We start from the raw sequence: 16,610 nt of genomic DNA, 5'->3' as shown, positions 1-16,610 counted from the left end.
GCTGCAATGTGGCCTTGAAAGGCCGCTTGCGGCTTTACCGGCGTTGGGAGAGAGCGCGCCGGGAGGTTTCAATATCTACCCGGCGCGCCGATCTCTTCGCAAACGCAACATCCCCGCTCCAGAGAACTTTTCCATCAACATGTCGTGATTTTCGCGGCCTTCATTGTGGATGTCGTTTCAACAGGCCGGAGCGTCCGCACAATTTTTGTGCATCGCAACAAGCCTTGCGCCGCCCTGCCTGCCCGCTCCGGCATGCGCGCAAGTGATTCGCGGGCCAGCTCCGGCCCTCCGATTCGGTGCCTGCGCTTCTTAGCCAGACGTCAAAGGAATGATTGCCGGGTGCTATCTGCTCCGGTAGGCCGGTGGCGACAAAGACCTTTCGCCCTGGCCCCATCCATCCTGTGAACGCTTCCTATCTTCCCCCCGCCAGACGGCGGCTGATGACTTTGTTCGTCATGGCGGCCGCGATCATGAATCAGGTCGATACGACGATCGCGAACGTTGCCCTGCCGCATATCCAGGGCAGCACCTCCGCCTCGCGCGAGCAGATCACCTGGGTGCTCACCAGCTACATCGTGGCGCTGGCGATCTTCACTCCATTGACCGGCTGGCTGGCCGGACGTTTCGGCCGCAAGCGGGTGGTGCTGACGTCCATCTTCTTCTTCACCGTAATGTCCGGCCTGTGCGGGGCAGCGACCAATCTCGACGAACTGATCCTCTTCCGCGTGTTCCAGGGCATTGCAGGGGCGGCGCTGGTGCCGATGAGCCAGGCCACCCTGCTCGATGCCTACCCGCCCGAGGAACACGGCAGCGCCATGGCCATCTTCGGCATGGCTGCGATCACCGGCCCGCTGGTGGGGCCGCTGGCGGGCGGATGGCTCACCGAATACATGTCCTGGCGCTGGTGCTTCTTCATCAACCTGCCGATCGGGATCATGGCCTGGGCGGGACTGACGGCGACGATGCCGGACTATCCGGGGCAGAAAGGCGCCAAGCTCGATTTTCTGGGCTTCGTGCTGCTGGCGGTCGGGATCGGCGCGCTGCAATTGCTGTTCGACCGGGGGCAGGTAAAGGACTGGTTCTCCTCCACCGAGATCTGGGTGGAAACGCTGCTGGCGGGCTGCGCGTTCTATCTCTTCATCGTCCATTCGATGACGACCAAGCATCCTTTCGTCAGCCCCGCCGTGTTTACCGACCGCAATTTCGTGGTCTGCTCCATCGTCGGCTTTTTTCTGGGCGTGCTGATCTACAGCCCGATGTCGCTGCTGCCCGAGATGCTCTCCAACCTGTTCGGCTATCCAATCATGGACGTGGGGCTGGCGATGGCGCCGCGCGGGCTAGGCGTGCTGATCGCGATGCTCGCCATGGGGCGCCTGATCAACCGCGTCGATCCCCGCCTGCTGGTCGGCTTCGGGATGCTGCTCGCGGCGTTCTCCATGTGGCACCTCTCGCACATGACGCTGCAATCGAGCGACTGGATCGTCATCACCACCGGCGTGATCCAGGGCATGGGCTCCAGTTCGATCTTCGTGCCGCTCTCGATGATGACGTTCGCCACCCTGCCCGCGCACTTGCGCAACGAAGGGGCGGCGCTCAACACGCTGCTGCGCAGCTATGGCGGCGCGGCGGGCATCGCGCTGGTGCAGGTGATGATCTACCGCAACGAAGCGAAAGTGCAGTCCCGCCTGACCGAAGGCCTTCGCCCGGACAATCCGGTGGTGCAATCGGCCCTGCCCCATGCCGATTTCAACCTCCCCTCCTCGGTCGCCGCCATCGAGCACGAGGTGGTGCGGCAGGCGACGATGGTGGCCTATGTCGATGCCTTCTGGGCGCTTTCCATCGTCGGCATTCTGGCCTGCGCGATGGTCTTCCTGCTGCAGCGCCCGCCGCGCGTGACGGCCCCGCCCGAAGCCGTGGCGGGCGAATGACGGCCGGTTCGCCGCACACGGGCACCGCGCGCCTGCTCTGGACGATCGCGCTGCCCGCCATGCTCACCAACGTGGCGACCGCGCTGTTCGGCCTGGCCGACATGTGGACGATCGGGCGGCTCGGCGATGCCCCCTCGCAAGGCGCGGTGGAGCTGGGCGCCAAGTTCATGATGGGGATGCTCAACGTCTTCAACTTCCTGCGCACCAGTACCGTCGCGCTGACGGCGCAAAGCGCGGGAAGCGGGAACCGCGGCGCGCAGGGCGAAACGCTGGCGCGGGCCATGGCGGTGGCGCTCGGTATCGGCGCGCTGCTGCTGGCGGCGATGCCCTGGATCGTGCCCGCCGGGCTGAACCTGCTCGAAGCCAAGGCGCAAGTGCGCGCCGATGCGCAGGTCTATATCGGCATCCGCTATTGGTCCGGCCCGGTATGGCTGGGCAATTGCGTGCTGATGGGCTGGCTGATCGGCCAGCGGCTGGTGCGGCATGTGCTGGTGGTGGAGATCACGGCCAATGCCGTGCACATCGCGCTCGACCTGTTGCTGGTGCTGGTGGCGCACTGGGGCGTGGCCGGGGTAGCTTCGGCGACGCTGGGATCGGAGCTGCTCAAATTTCTGCTGCTGGCCATGATCGTGCTGCGCCAGCCCGCCGCGGCCGGAGCCTTTGCCGCCGCGCGCCGCCGCGCGACATGGCACCGCAGCGCGCTCGCCCGGCTCTTCGCGCTCAACCGCGATCTGTTCGCGCGCACCCTGCTGCTGACCGGGGTGATCCTGATCTTCGCCCGCTCGGGGGCGCAGCACGGCCCGGTCACGCTGGCGGCGAACGGTATCCTGTTCCAGCTTTTCATGCTCTCGGCGCTGATCCTCGACGGGTTCGAAAGCGCCTCGCAAGTGCTCTGCGGCGAAGCCAGCGGCGCGAATGACCGGGCCCGCTTCACCGCCGCCGTGCGCGCCGCGCTGCTATGGGGCGGCGTGACCGGGCTGATGCTGACGCTGATCTACGCCGTGGCAGGCGCCTCGCTAGCCGCCGGTTTCAGCACCGATCCGCGCGTGGTGACGGCTACCGCGACTTATATCCCGTGGGTGATCATGCTGCCGCTGGCGGGCGTCACCTCCTTTGTGCTCGACGGGGTGTTCGTCGGCGCGGGCTGGACGCGTGCCATGCTGGGAACCATGGCCGCCGCCATCGCGCTCTATCTGCTGCTGCTCTGGCTGCTCCATCCCTTGGGCAACAACGGGTTGTGGACGGCCTACACGCTGTTCTTCTTGGCCCGCGCAGCCGGGCAATTACTGGTCCTGCCGCGCGGCATCCGGCGGAGTTTCAGCGCTTCCTGAAAATCACCGTGAGGTTGTTCGCGGGCATGTCCACAAACCGTTCCAGCGCAAGGTCATGCGCCTGCGCGCAGGCGCTCACATCCTCAAGCAGGCGCAAACCCCAGCGCGGATCGCGGCGTTTCAGGTCTTCATCGAAAGCCTGATTGCCCGGTTCGATCGGGTGGCCCTCCCGCCGGTAGGGGCCATAGAGCACCAGCGGATGCCCCGGCGCCAGCAAGCGCCCCGCCCCGGCCATCAGCCCCTGCGTGGATTCCCAGGGGCTGATATGGATCATGTTCATTCTCTTTAACAGTTGTTGAGCTATCAGCCCTTTGCTAGCTCGCAAACAGCAAGTGAGGGAAAAGAGCTTGGACGCAATAGCTTATATCCGTTGGTCTTCGGACGATCAGGCCAAAGGTGATAGCGAACGACGCCAGATTGAAAGTGCAAGACGCCTCTGCGAACAGCGCGGCTGGGACCTCATTGAGACAGCAATCGACAGCGGCAAGTCGGCCTACAAAGGTAAGAACCGCGCCAAAGGTGGAAAACTGGCCAGCATTGAGGAACGCGCGGCCAAGGGTCTATTACGCGGCAAAGCTCTCATCATTGAGAACATTGACCGCCTTAGCCGCCAAGAACCCATCATCGGCCTCAACCTCATCAACGGCTTGGTGGCTTCGGGCATCACATTGGTCGAAAGCGAAAGCGGTCAGTCTTATACCCAAGAGAGCGTCAGAGATAACTGGCAGACCCTTATCACTCCATTTCTGCGTGCTGGTCTCGCCTACGATGAGGCCAGGACAAAAGGCCGTCGAGTAGCAGAAGCGTTCCAAGGAACCATCGATCGCGGCTTTGTCACTAAGGACGGATTGGCCGATCTACGTTTTGTGCCGAGTTGGATCGGTCGTGATGGCGCCGACTACATGGTTATCGAAGAACGTGCCGCGATTGTCCGACGCATCTTCGAGCGCTGTTTAGCCGGTTATGGACTTCGTTCCATCTGCGAGGAGCTAAATGCTGACCTTGCCAATACTCGTTGGCAAAAGGGTGATTGGACCCAAGCCAATATCAGAGACATTTTGCGTGGTCGCGGCGCTCTAGGCGAATTTTGTCGGCATTCAGAAAGTGCCGAAGGCAGGAAGCAGCGGACGGGCAATTGGGTGCGGGTATGCGATCCTGTCATATCCGCTGAGACGTGGCATCGGGCACAGGAAGCCCTAGACCGGCGACGCTCATCCGGCGGCAAGCGCAGAGGTATGGTCAACCTTCTGCAGGGCTTCACATTCTGCGCCGCCCGTGGACAGAACGGGATGTGCGGAAGTCGAATGATAATCACGCAAACGGATCGAAACATGCCCCGCAAGGCGCGACTGAGATGCGCGAGAAATCATCGTGCCGCAGGCTGCAAATCTTCAACCTCGTTCCACTACGAACACCTCCTCAACGGCGTGCTCGACCACATTCTTCACATCGCGCTCGATGAGCCCGAAATCGACAACACCGACGATAGCGGATTGGCAGTAGCTAAGCTGGAACTGGTGTCCGCTGAAAAGCGCCTCGACAATCTCGTCGATGCGTATGCGAACAATCCGAGTGATGCGATGCTGCGCGGCATAAAGCGTGCCGAGAGCGAGATCATCGACCGCAAAGCAAAAATCAGCCAGCTTTCACATGAGGCTGAGCGGCAAAATAACACGAAGCCCCGCAAGGAACTGGCCGAGGAAATCGCCAACCTACGTAGCCGATTAAAGGATGATGAAGATGCGCGCCGCCGGGTCCATGCTGCGCTCTCAGAAATCATCACGAGCATTTTTCTCTATCCCGAAACGCGAGAAGCGCATGTGCTTGTTGCCGGCATCCACGCGTTCAAGTTCGACGGCTTGGGCAATTTGCTTCAACAGTCCGTGGCCACGTCCGCTTTGCTGCCCGGAGCCCATGCCGAAAGTCCACTTGCGCTAGATCGTTATCGAGAACGAAACCCTGCGCTGCCAGTGCCAATCCTCAACATCGCTAAGGAACGGGACTACGGAGCGGAGCAAGCACGCGATGCTGCAAACCCGGATGCAGGGTTCGATGCAGACGGTAAATTCATTCCCATATGGAAGCCCGTTGATGCCCGCTGACCGCCGTCCGAAATGAAGCCCCTGTGCGCCCCTACGCGGGCCACACAGGGCCAAGACGCGCTCCTCGCTATCCAATTACCCCTTTCCAGCCATGACCCTCAGAGGGCGAATTTTGGGGCCCAAAGAATTTCCAGTCCTTGTTGTTGACGCTCCCGATCATCGGCGTTTGATCGAGCAGCCTCACTACAGGAGGCATCGGCATGAGACAGGAATATCGGGATCGGACCGGAATGTTGCGCGGGTGGACTGAACGAGCGGGCGGGCGCATCGACGCGCGAGATCGAACAGGGTTCCTAATTGGCTGGTACGATCCGAAATGCGATGAAACCCGAGATCGCACAGGCCGCTTCATGGGCCATGGCGATCTGACGGCTTCGCTGATCTGGAGTTCTTAGCTTGCTTGCATCCGTTTGAGTTCAGCGACCGCATCGCGGAAACGGATCGCCCAGAAACACTGAGCATCGTTCGACGTTCGCCTAGGCACTCCAGCATCGCACAAATCGAAGGCCACGCACATTGAAGCAAGTGCTTCAACTGCAGGGCCAATATGCGCCTCTCGCTGCTCACTAACAGCACCTCGATGCGCTGCATCGTCACGACATTTGCGCGCAGTGGCGACAACGAGCTCAATATCTTTGAAATCCGCATCTGGCATCGCGCGCCGCCCTAATTCCTTCATTTTTTCGGCAAGACTGCGCCGCTGCAATTGCGACAATATGCCGCGAAGTCGGCCAGGATCGATCCCAACTTTTTGTCCTTCAGCGGCCTTTCCAGCTGCTTCGACCATCGCGTCCACAGTCCCGCTCGGAAATTTTGTTTTGCTATCCAGCTCATTAAGGCTGTCTATACCGGCAGACAGCTCGACAAGATCCATTTGGTCCATACGTCGGTTCATATTGTCGAGAACCCGGTCAAGTCGGGCTCGAAAAGCCCGCCGCCGCCCATCTCGCTTCAGCCACGTTTGCATGGCCCCAGCGAGGCGTTCGCGGTCCCCCCAGCGATTAAGTGGAATATAGGCAGGGTGCAGTTCGTAGTATCCGCGTTCCCTCTTTCGCCTATCGGTGTTTGGAAGATACACGCTACCAATCGCTGCACGATCATCGTGGTTTGCGAGAAATCCTATACCTTCGAAACTCAGATGTTGCATGGCAAGCTGAACGAAAAATCGACGCCATTCCCAAATCCGGTCGAGCGCCTCGTCTATAGTAACCGGTTCATCGAATGAAATCGCGGCAATTGGGAAGACACGATATCTGATCCGATGCCATGATCCAAAGCCTCCGTTGCCGCCCATCCATATGCGATAGCGGCGCTCTTCGACCTTGAAATCCAACACTTCGCCGAGCTCGTGCACGATAAACACACGGTCTGGTGCGGCGAAGTCTTTGGGCTGCTCGGGATTGTAGCGCATATCCAGCAACGTCGCCCGCGCCTCTTCCGACATTCCGAAGCAATCCAGTGGCTCCGTATACTGGTAGTGGAAGAAATTCTCGATACCTTCGATGTGGAAACGTACGGCCGCGACATGACGATTGGCATCAAGACCGTTGCTGTCCATTACAAGAATGTTGGGGTGAACCGATGCGAAATGCAGGGTCTGCCGATCCCGACCACTGCGATTGCCTGTCCCACTCGACAGAGCGTTATGTGCAAAAAATTTCGCTCCATCGGGTCCTATCATCTCTAGATCGAACCAACCATGGTCACCTCCTTCGAGATGGAAGAACTCAGAACTCAGAAGGTCAATCGTTGTGTCTCGCTTTGCGATCCGAAGTATCCCTGCGAGGTCGTCCTTGCCGCAGACCCGAACATGCGCCGCAGCAAATTTCTCTTCAATCTCTTCGAACGTGTACATGCCCCCAACTTACGGGCTTTCATTGCATCGGCCAATAATTCTGGCCGTGAAGCCGTGAGATATGTCTGCGGCATCATAGCTTGCGCTATAACACAGGGCAGCAATGGCAAACGTAGTACACGCGATATAGTGGACCTGATACACAGCGTCACGCCGCTAGCAACCGACGCCACCTCCGTCATTTCGACTGTTTAGAAAATGATGGTGCACCCCTCTACCTCGCACACCATAAACCGTGGCAGCGGGGCGGTACTGATGTTAAATCAGCCCAACGGGTGCACGCTGATTGTCGCGAGACAAGCATAAAATCTTGTTAAAATCAAAGTGTTTGATCCGCGCTCGCCTTCCATAGGCAACGCGGCTCCCTAACACTCATCCGCCAGCATGATCGTGAGTACGCGTCGTGTCCATCGTGCATCTGCGGGGTCTTTTGCATGGGAACGGAGGGATAGGCAGTAGTAGTCGATTTTCCAGATCACGTGATGACCTGCTGCCATCAGTGAAGCGCAATCTCGTTCGCCGTAGGGATCGTTGTGCTTGTTGAACCGGTCAAAATTCCGGACAGCATCGTAAATCGTCATGATGGTGGGCAGAGGCAAAGCGGCAATGCAGCTGGTGATAACGATGCGCCCGCCCACGCCGACGCATCGCAGTTGATCGTTGAGGCGGGCAATTTCGGCCCGCCTCTCTTCGTCCCTCATATCAGGAACCGGACTTCTTCGCGCGGGGCTTGAAGTTCGCTTTGCGCTCGGCAATCGCCGCCGAAAGCTGCGGGTCCAGTTCACCGGCATTGGCAGCGTCGATGATCGAGCCGATCAGCGCGGGCAGTTCTGAAATGCCGGGCACTTCAACGGCGTTCATGCCCTTCGCCAGTTCGAGCGGCTTGGAGCCGTAACGCACCTGAAAGAACATTTTACCGGTGGCATTGGTGAACCAACCCTTGCGGACATGGCGCGGCTCTTCAACGCGGGTCTTCTCACCGGCCTCGTTGGTGCGCGTAACCATCTTCGTTGCCGTGAACGGCGTGCCGGAAATTTCGGCTTCGGCCAGCGCCTTCTGCTCGTTGAGGTAGCTCAGCAGCTTGGTGCGAATGCCCTGCTCGGACGTTGCACTGGACGGCTGGGCTGCGGCAAGCTTGAGGGTCTTGAGGATCGACATTTGGATCTCCATGTCTGTTGCGGACAAGGCGAGCCGTAGCGTCGTCGTTCATGAGAGCGACCGAAGATTGGCCATAAATGTAGGAAAATAATCAAAAATAATTCACGCACGACAACCACGGTCTTTGTAAAATTGCCCAACTCCCTGGGCTTAATGCTGCCGAGGCACGACACCGATAGCCTCAAACAATTCCAGCGCCTCAGCCATCAACCGCAGCTTCCCGGTCCGCGTAAGAGGGCGGGAATGTGACGTGGGTACGCGCAGCCCATGAAGCCGTTCAATTGAATGTTTGAAACGTTCACGGTTGCGGAACACTGCCTTGAATGTAGAAGCCCAAAGCTCTTTATTCAAAATGATTTCAGCTATTTCCATGAAATCGGCGTAGTAGACGAGATGAAGCTCCGGCTCGTCCCGCTCCACAGCGATATCACGTTTGCTCTTCCAAGCCGGTAGGCGATTACCGAAAAGCCGCTCTAGCGCCGCCATACCTCCCCCCGAAATGAGGGCGGCAGAAATGATTGCCTTTAGATGGCACTCCACCATGCTGATGATGAAGTGATCCCTCGGATCAATGTTCGCATTGGGAAGCGTGCTACCATCAGGCCGAACGAACGCTGGCGAGCGAATGTCGAACACCCAACCTGTAGCCGACAGCACATCATCATAGCTCTCTGACGGGAAGGCAACCAGCGATGGCGCTCGACCACCTTCAGTATAAACCTCCTCCGCTTCTTCTTCGTCCTCAAGGGGCTCCGCGAGGGGACGCAAACGATCAAAGCTGCCGAATTCCGTTGCGGTGACCGCGTAACGTTCCTTCGAAAACGCGGGTAGTTCCCGGGAAAACGTCGCAAACTGCGAAAGCCGTACAGCCGCTGCTATCGAGGCGGTTTCATGGCCGACGGCGGTCCAAGGCTTAGTGATACCGGCCAAGTGATCAGCCAAGTTGCTGGCATAGCCAGTCGGCAAACTATATGGTTTGGTTAGTGCCGCGATCTCTTTTGAAATGGATACAAACGACGGCATAGCCAAGTGAACTTTGGCCCCCTGAAACGATTTCATCAACAGGGCAATATGAGAGTTCACCCGCTCATACGGTGCTAGGAATTCCCGCTGGCGAGCAAGCAATCTGGCCGACATAGAGCCCGTCAGTTGCTGCATCATAGCTTCGTGTTGGCTGCGAACCTGTTCAATGACGCTGAATGCCCCAATTTCTTTCAGTCGCCCAAGTCCGCCAGCTGCCACTTCATCAGCGCAAAGCGAAGCCAAAGCCTTTTTGGCAAAGACAATGTTCCTGTAGGCTTCACTCACCCGTGAGAGTTCTGCTTCAGCTCGAAGGGTGCGTGGAAGGGCAGCGCCATACGTCGCTACGTCCAGCACCCGCTCGCGCTCAAGCTTGTTCACCAGCGCCATAGCCTCGCTTGCGACCCGCGACACTTTGGGCAGCGTCGGTTTGTCATTCACTACTGCGAAACTCCTCTCGCGAAGGGCATCACCAAGAAACGAACCGGACGATTTGCAATCCGCAACTGGTCAATTCGCGCAGTTGTAGTAGCCGTGGAGATGGTGTCCAGTTGGCTGGGAATGAAATCATCCGAGCAAACGATACACCGTCGCAGGGCTACACCCTACCTCCCGAGCAATAGCGCGCGGCTTCATGCCCGAACTGTGAAGCTCAATGACCGACGCAGGATCGAACCGCTGTTTTCCGCCCTTGTAGATGCCACTCGCCTTGGCCTTCTCGATACCCTCGCGCTGCCGTTCCTGCCGAATGTCCAACTCGAACTCAGCAACCGCCGCCAAGATGCCGAGCATCAACTTGCCATGACTGGTTGTGGTATCAAGGCCGCCCTGCTGTAGGCAGCGAAACCCAACGCCTTTCGCGGTCAGTTCTGCGACGATGTTGTGGAGGTCTTGCGCAGACCGGGCAAAGCGGTCGAGCCGCGTCACCATGAACGTGTCGCCCTCCCGGCAGAAGTCGAGGGCAGCTTTAAGTTCGGGCCGATTGGACACGGATTTCCCGCTCATCTGCTCTTGAAATATCTTCTCGACGCCGTGCGCGAATAGTTGAGCCATCTGGACGTCGAGCGATTGGTGGGTTGTCGATACGCGGGCATAGCCGACCAGCATGTTTCCTCCTTCGGGCAGGCCTAAGACCCTGCTGCGATTGTGTCTTTTTGGAGGAAGAGCAAGCCTGCTAAGACGGCTTTTCAGGGCTGCAGAAGTGTCTCGGCAGGCTGTAGTCAGTTTGTTTCAAGGTCAATTGAGACTGTGCAGGCCAATTGCCACACTTGGTGTTCGGTAAAGAAAGCCGTCACACCAGCAATGTAGACTACCGATCAATCTCAACAGAGCAGTTCGAACTCGGAAAGAAGATAGAATGGGTGAAGCCAAGGCAAAGCGTGATGCGCGACGTGAGCGAGAAAAGCTTAGTACGCCGATATCTCGTTCCAGATTTAACCTGCTCGCCATCGGAACGCGATTATCGACTGCGCCATACGTGTGCGAGGAAGTTTCCTATTGGGCAGATTTGGAAGAGCGTGTCATAGGCGTCATCATCAGAGACCGAACTGACAACGACTATGCTTGGTCGTTGCTGGTGCGAGATCGAAACGGCAAATTTCGATCTGCCGATTTAGACTTCGACCTTCGGTCTGCCCAGTACGCGCAAACCGCTTTGCGCGAACGTATCGCAAGGGCCGTGACTGATGACGACCTCGCCCAGCTCGGTACGCAAGGTGACGAGACAAACCATGCCACCGATCTCCTCGCTATTCCTCCAGGGACCAAAGTTGATGAACTCCATCCAAATTTCCGTCTACTGCTGAACACACCCGGTCGTGCGCCTGCGCGTGCAGTATTGAAAGAATTGGGACCGTGGCTAGCACCGAGCGATCCGCATTTCGTGAAGGAGTTTCAAACCAAGCAGTTCGACCAACGGCTATGGGAGCTCTATCTCTGGGCAATGCTTCGGGAGCTCGCATATGATGTGACGCAGCCTGAGGCACCTGACTTTCACTGCGTCTCCCCACGTGGCGAATTCACAGTTGAGGCAACCACATGCGCCCCCTCGATAGGCGGGGTTCTCGCCGATCATCCTGACCCACAAACCCCAGAGGAAATGAAAGAGTTCCTCCAAAATTACATGCCAATGAAGTTTGGCAACGCCCTTACCGGCAAACTTAACAAGAAAAACGCGGCCGGAGAAAATTACTGGGAGCGCGGCCCCGGCGCGGGCAAGCCATTCGTGCTAGCCATCGCCGATTTCCACAAACCGGGTGGCAATGGTGAGATCGGCTCGATGACATACACCCAAGAAGCGTTGTGGCTCTATCTTTTTGGTCATCGGATAGAATGGGAATTTATAGATGGTAGCCTGTCGATCCGGTCAGTGAAACTTGAAGACCATACCTACAAAACAAAAAAGATCGAGACCGGCTTCTTCGACCTTGACGGAGCTGAAAACATATCGGCGGTAGTATTCTCAAACGCCGGTACATTAGCAAAATTTGACCGGATGGGCGTAGACGCAGGCTATGCGCCAGAGGACCATCGCTACTATCGGATCGGCTTTCGCCTCGATCCCGATCCGAATGCAGTGGTGGGTACGCCGTTTAGCGAAGAAGTTGTCGTGGACAACCAAGAGCTCTGGTCCGATGAGATCCAAGTTTTCCACAATCCAAACGCCAAGGTTCCCCTGCCCCTGGAAGCTTTTGCTGGCACGACCCAGCACCGCTTCGAGAACGGTCAGCACGTTTCATACTCGTCTGGAACACCCGTTCTCAGCTCATACACGATGATCATGCGATTAGTCGGCGACGAAGAGGTCAAGGAAACCGCTGTCTAACAGATGTCAGCTTTCCGAATTTTCGCGATTGGAATACATATGTCCATTGAGGCCTAATGCTCTCGCATTAGCCCTACGCCTCGCTTTTCATTCGCGGTCAAGCCGCTCATTTTCAGCTTCGGCGTGCCGTCCACATCATGAACACCCATAACCAAACGAAGCAAGCGCGGAACGCGATTGCGATGTCCTGCTGTAGGTAGTGACATCACACAAATCCCCCCTCTACAGAACCTCTCGATGATCGGACGCGGGTGCGTCCTGAGAAGTTCCATAGAAGGGGGATTGTGTTGGTCGTTTCCAGCGTCTTGCTGTGAGGTTAGCCCGAACCACATTTGAAACATCCGGTGAGTTCCATCACCTGCCGGTTGCATTGTAGCACGTTTAAGGATGTATCCCGCTGAGCAGCGGTTACGAACACACCACCTTCCAAATAGCAGTGTGCCGCTAGACCCGATTAAGCGTCGTTACGGGTCGTCATTTCACGGAGCCGCATTGCTGCGCCTCCCGGAGTGCGTTTTTTATACTGGTGCCAGAGCAGCTAACTCGTCCTCTTCCAGTTCGCCCCGTGCGGCTCATCCATCCCGTCCTGAATTCGGGGGTGGGTTCTCCTGATGCACGACTTAGGGCGGGCACAAAAATAGACCCGCCAGTGCGCGTCGGGTGCCTGGCGGGTCAAAATGTTTCTGCATCAGGGCAACAAAACTCGAAACGCCGACAACAGCATTCCGACGCGCCGTTGCAACACTATTTATACTGCCATGGCAATTGCGGCGTCATTATTCAGGTGACGGCAAGCGGGAAAATTTTTGGGGCCCAAAATTTTCTCAATCACGTCCGTCGACGACAGCGCACATCAATACCCGCCATAATTTAGGTCAACTGGCGGGTAGCAGCCCTTTCGCGCTTTTCCTTGATATGCTTCCATCGCCGGTTGATTGGCTCCATATCGGGAACGCTCCTGAACAGAAATCTTTCGATCTGCTCCGGTTCGGAGCCCAATGTCGATGCGAGTTCGCTCAACCGCCGGACATAGTCAGCATAGAAATCCTCGCGACGGTTGAAGGACTTATCAATGCGCTCGCCAAGACATGCTCGCCCGTCAATTGTGCGCGGCATCATGATCCTTTCAAGCTCCTTGAAATCGGCAAATCGGTGATAAAAGATCGAAGCAATAACTTGCCGATCCAAGATCACGCATTCACCTTCTAGGCTCTGAATGCGAGCCATGGCCGCCACCTTGGAACTGGTGGAGGTCCCAACCTTACCGGCATTGTTGAGGCGCTCTATGATCTGCTGTGAAGGCAGCGGTCCTTCGCGAGCAATTGTATCGGTTATATGGTTGACTTCGTTCGCCATTTCTTGGGCGTTAACAAGAGCCCTGATCATATTGTCGGGATTGTTCCCAATGCGTCCGCGCTCGTAGCCCCAAACGATTGTCCAGAAGATAGCCTTCTGATCAATCGGGAAACTGAACTTTGCCCGCACGTCGCCACGGGTAATCTTCTTGTTTGGAATATCTGCTAGGAATTCCAAGCTCGAAATATGCTTTGGGACGGGCGAGATTGAGCCATCGTAGTCCGCTACCACATTCCAATATTTCTTTACGAAAGACTTGCTTTCAGGATATCCCTCTACAGCCTCAAACGAGCCTTCAATGGATCTTCGCGGGCCAAGGACGGGCGGAGCCACTCAGTCCACCGCGCAATTTGTCTGCGTCGTATGGCACTGGCGGGTCTTCACCAGCGGCATCACGACACTGGCCCGGTCCTTCCCCATGCCGTAATCGAACATGATCGCGCAGGTATCTTCTTCTGGCGTACTAACGAGCCAACCAACGATGTCCGACTTGAGATCGACTGCGGTTTGGCAAACCGAAGCGACCATTTCGGCACTGAACATGCGATCATCGCCAAGGGCAGGATCAGACTGCAACTCGAAAAGCTCATGTTTCGAGGGCCAGTTCGGACTTGGACGATACTCAAGGTGGCCGTTATCCCACGTCAGCGGCAGCGCACCGCGATAAGCGCCTTCGATAGATTGCTTTCTACCCCGTTCCTCAAGAAAGCCCTTCGCCGCGTCGTGCAGAAGCTTGAGCGGCGCCACCTGCAAGAAATCCCGACGCGCCCGGTAAAACGTCGCCTCGGGAATCCCGTCGATCAGCGTGACCTGCGAAGCTGGATTGTCGCTGTGGTTCAACGTTAGCGGCGTGGACGAAACATCGCACAGCCAACGGCCTTCGATCTCGAAGCCTCGGCAGAAACTCTCTGCGTTCGCCTGTGTGAAAGCAACGGTTCCTTCCTCAGGAACCCATTCGATGGGCACGGAGAGAGCTACCTCGCCAAGCGTGCCTTCATAAGCTGTCGAGATCACCCTGACGACCGTGCTTACCGCTCCGTCAGGGCCCGTCTCATTGGACATGGTAAAAAGGCGATCTGCATCCGCCTTTCCAGTGGCGGTTACCGTGCTGAGCAGCGTGATTGCCTTCGCAAGGGCGGAGTAAGGCTTCGCAGCTTGCATTGCTTCCTTCGCCTCAGGCCGCGCTATCTTTTTCATGACAGCAGCAATCTTGGCCTGATCACTTTCGGAATATTCCACCACATGCGAGTTGCCGTGCTGATCGACGTGCAGGATGGCCATCACGTAACCCTGTTTAACGTCAGTTCCGAGATCGGGCACATTGTCCAGCTTGAACGAAGTGGATTGCCGACGCTGCCGAACCTTGGTGAGCGCCTCCGCCAGACGATCTTCATCAACATATGCCTTCTGCGACGGCAGGAAGCTGTTTGCTTTAGCGTACAGGCCTTCAATGCCGCCGGAACCGTCCAGCCATTCGGCCAACGGAACAGACTTATCCTGTTCGAACTGAGCGTAATAGAGCACCTTCGCATACTGGCTGCGGGAGGCATCGCTAATGCCCTTTCCGTCAAAGGCGAGCTTTACGAAGGGTTGAAACGGGTTTTCCCGAGCAACTTTGCCCCACTTGCCGTTCTGTGTCTCAATGAACTGGCGTCGATCCGCATCGGTTTCTAGGTCGAGAACGAATTCGAACAGACGTTGCAGTGCGGTATAGAGGACCTTCTTCGCCTTGCTGTCGCGCTTCTCGAACTCGGTCGCCAGCGCTTTGATCTCGCCGAACGTCGCCTCGTTTGCGTTTGCAACGATCTCGCTGTTGCTGATGATGGCGGTAGAAGCTGAGGGCACAGAGAACTCCTGCTAAAGGTTTGAAAACCTTTAGGCCCCAAAAGATTTCAGGAAGGTAACTAACGCGCTCACTGAGCGCGAAACGTCGAGTGCTCCTGAATGACGGTCTCCTACAAGGACAGTTTCAACAACTGCGCCATCTATCTCCCCGCCCTCAAGTTTGAGTATGCTAGATTTGCGCACAGCGGCAGCTTCCGGCGTACACTACCTTTTTCCGCTCAAGACCTGAATTTCCTGAGCCCAAAATCCGAACTCTTCCATTATCCTTGGGCATTGTTGAGCGCGGGCCAAGCGGCGCAATCAATCAAGGCAAACGATCCGCCCACGATGGTCAGCGAACGTGATCGAACCACGTCAATCGTCGTCGGAGACAGCGGCGGCTACCAAGTCCAGTCAGGCAACATCAAATATCGCGGACCTGAAACCGTCCGCCGGATGATGCGCTGGATGGAGACGAACACCGACTACTCGATGGTTCTCGACTTTCCAACCGGCGGCATCAAGAGTGGTCAAATTGCCAAGCATACAACGCGCCTGCGAGCAGAAGGCCATGGCGGCTTGATCGACGAAGCGGCGGGTCAAAATCGTCAAGCTGCCGACTTCAATGCCGCTTTGGTCCAGACCTCGCTGAACAACCAGCAATTCCAAATCGAACGCTCGCCCGGCGCGACAAAGTTTCTGAACGTCCTGCAAGGCCGCAACGAGGCCGAGAGCAAGGCATGGTATGAGCATGTGAAGCACCATAATTTCGAGGGTTGGGCCTTTGCTGGCGGTAATCGCGAAAACTTCACCCTCTTGCTCCAACGGTTGATCGACCTCCGCGACGACAAACTGCTGGAAAAGGTCCAATGGGTTCACATTCTCGGCAAGTCAGAACTCGACCTAGCCTGCCTTTACACGGTCGTTCAGCGTGCTGTGCGGCGGCACATCACCCCCACGCTTCAGTTTAGTTTTGACAGTGCAAGCCATTCCCTCATGGCAGGAAACTATCGGCTTTATGCCGGTGCCTTATTCGACAAGCAGGGCTGGTCGATGGTTCCCGCACGAATGGCAGACGCGGCGCTGGTCGGCAGCAACGAGAATTTCGGCGATTACCTCGCTTCGCAGGGTTTCAGAACGGGAACAATGCGACCCTCGAAGCCAGGACCTAGAGTTTTTCCGCTTGAGATTGAATCGGGGGGATTCCCTCTG

At 57.2% G+C, this 16,610-nt stretch carries 12 protein-coding genes and 1 pseudogene; 5 read left to right on the top strand and 8 right to left on the bottom strand.

Features of this window, described 5'->3' with window-relative positions:
* Positions 1–440 precede the first annotated feature (440 nt).
* A complete protein-coding gene (locus MTR66_RS19710) occupies positions 441–1,928 on the top strand; it encodes a DHA2 family efflux MFS transporter permease subunit (RefSeq protein WP_243924168.1) in 1,488 nt (495 codons plus the stop codon).
* Positions 1,925–3,259 (top strand): MATE family efflux transporter, encoded by a 1,335-nt coding sequence (locus tag MTR66_RS19705; protein ID WP_243924163.1) that lies wholly within the window; start codon positions 1,925–1,927, stop codon positions 3,257–3,259. Before MTR66_RS19710 ends, MTR66_RS19705 begins: the two co-directional genes overlap by 4 nt.
* Here MTR66_RS19705 and MTR66_RS19700 read toward each other — a convergent pair.
* A pseudogene (locus tag MTR66_RS19700) lies at positions 3,246–3,539 on the bottom strand (DUF938 domain-containing protein); the annotation flags it as partial. The gene MTR66_RS19705 and the pseudogene MTR66_RS19700 overlap by 14 nt on opposite strands.
* Before the next feature lie 67 nt (positions 3,540–3,606).
* Here MTR66_RS19700 and MTR66_RS19695 point away from each other — a divergent pair.
* Positions 3,607–5,361, top strand: coding sequence for a recombinase family protein (locus MTR66_RS19695; RefSeq protein WP_243924162.1), 1,755 nt, complete (start codon positions 3,607–3,609; stop codon positions 5,359–5,361).
* A 391-nt stretch (positions 5,362–5,752) separates the two neighbouring features.
* On the opposite strand, the gene MTR66_RS19690 is transcribed toward MTR66_RS19695, so the two are convergent.
* From MTR66_RS19690 to MTR66_RS19670, 5 genes are all read right to left on the bottom strand, one after another.
* Positions 5,753–7,216: a hypothetical protein gene (locus tag MTR66_RS19690; RefSeq protein ID WP_243924160.1), complete on the bottom strand. Its 1,464-nt coding sequence runs from the start codon at positions 7,214–7,216 to the stop codon at positions 5,753–5,755.
* Between the two features lie 365 nt (positions 7,217–7,581).
* Positions 7,582–7,917, bottom strand: a complete 336-nt coding sequence (locus tag MTR66_RS19685; protein WP_243924158.1) for a DUF3768 domain-containing protein — start codon at positions 7,915–7,917, stop codon at positions 7,582–7,584.
* A 1-nt stretch (position 7,918) separates the two neighbouring features.
* Positions 7,919–8,374 (bottom strand): hypothetical protein, encoded by a 456-nt coding sequence (locus tag MTR66_RS19680; RefSeq protein WP_243924156.1) that lies wholly within the window; start codon positions 8,372–8,374, stop codon positions 7,919–7,921.
* Positions 8,375–8,524: 150 nt separating this feature from the next.
* Positions 8,525–9,835 carry a hypothetical protein gene (locus MTR66_RS19675; protein ID WP_243924154.1) on the bottom strand — a complete coding sequence of 437 codons (1,311 nt, stop codon included), beginning with the start codon at positions 9,833–9,835 and terminating at the stop codon, positions 8,525–8,527.
* A 126-nt stretch (positions 9,836–9,961) separates the two neighbouring features.
* The gene (locus MTR66_RS19670; RefSeq protein ID WP_243924153.1) at positions 9,962–10,501 is read right to left on the bottom strand and encodes a recombinase family protein; all 540 of its coding nucleotides are present in this window, start codon (positions 10,499–10,501) and stop codon (positions 9,962–9,964) included.
* 250 nt (positions 10,502–10,751) lie between these two features.
* On the opposite strand from MTR66_RS19670, the gene MTR66_RS19665 reads away from it, so the two are divergent.
* Positions 10,752–12,218, top strand: coding sequence for a hypothetical protein (locus tag MTR66_RS19665; RefSeq protein WP_243924151.1), 1,467 nt, complete (start codon positions 10,752–10,754; stop codon positions 12,216–12,218).
* 870 nt (positions 12,219–13,088) lie between these two features.
* On the opposite strand, the gene MTR66_RS19660 is transcribed toward MTR66_RS19665, so the two are convergent.
* The gene (locus MTR66_RS19660; protein ID WP_243924149.1) at positions 13,089–13,907 is read right to left on the bottom strand and encodes an 8-oxoguanine DNA glycosylase OGG fold protein; all 819 of its coding nucleotides are present in this window, start codon (positions 13,905–13,907) and stop codon (positions 13,089–13,091) included.
* The gene (locus MTR66_RS19655) at positions 13,908–15,419 is read right to left on the bottom strand and encodes a hypothetical protein (RefSeq protein WP_243924148.1); all 1,512 of its coding nucleotides are present in this window, start codon (positions 15,417–15,419) and stop codon (positions 13,908–13,910) included.
* A gap of 99 nt (positions 15,420–15,518) precedes the next feature.
* On the opposite strand from MTR66_RS19655, the gene MTR66_RS19650 reads away from it, so the two are divergent.
* The coding region (locus MTR66_RS19650; protein WP_243924146.1) for a hypothetical protein at positions 15,519–16,610 on the top strand (1,092 nt) is incomplete at its 3' end.

Origin of the sequence: Novosphingobium beihaiense (assembly GCF_022832375.1) — a bacterium.
Taxonomy (GTDB): domain Bacteria; phylum Pseudomonadota; class Alphaproteobacteria; order Sphingomonadales; family Sphingomonadaceae; genus Novosphingobium; species Novosphingobium beihaiensis.
This window is presented reverse-complemented; position numbering and strand designations above follow the sequence as displayed.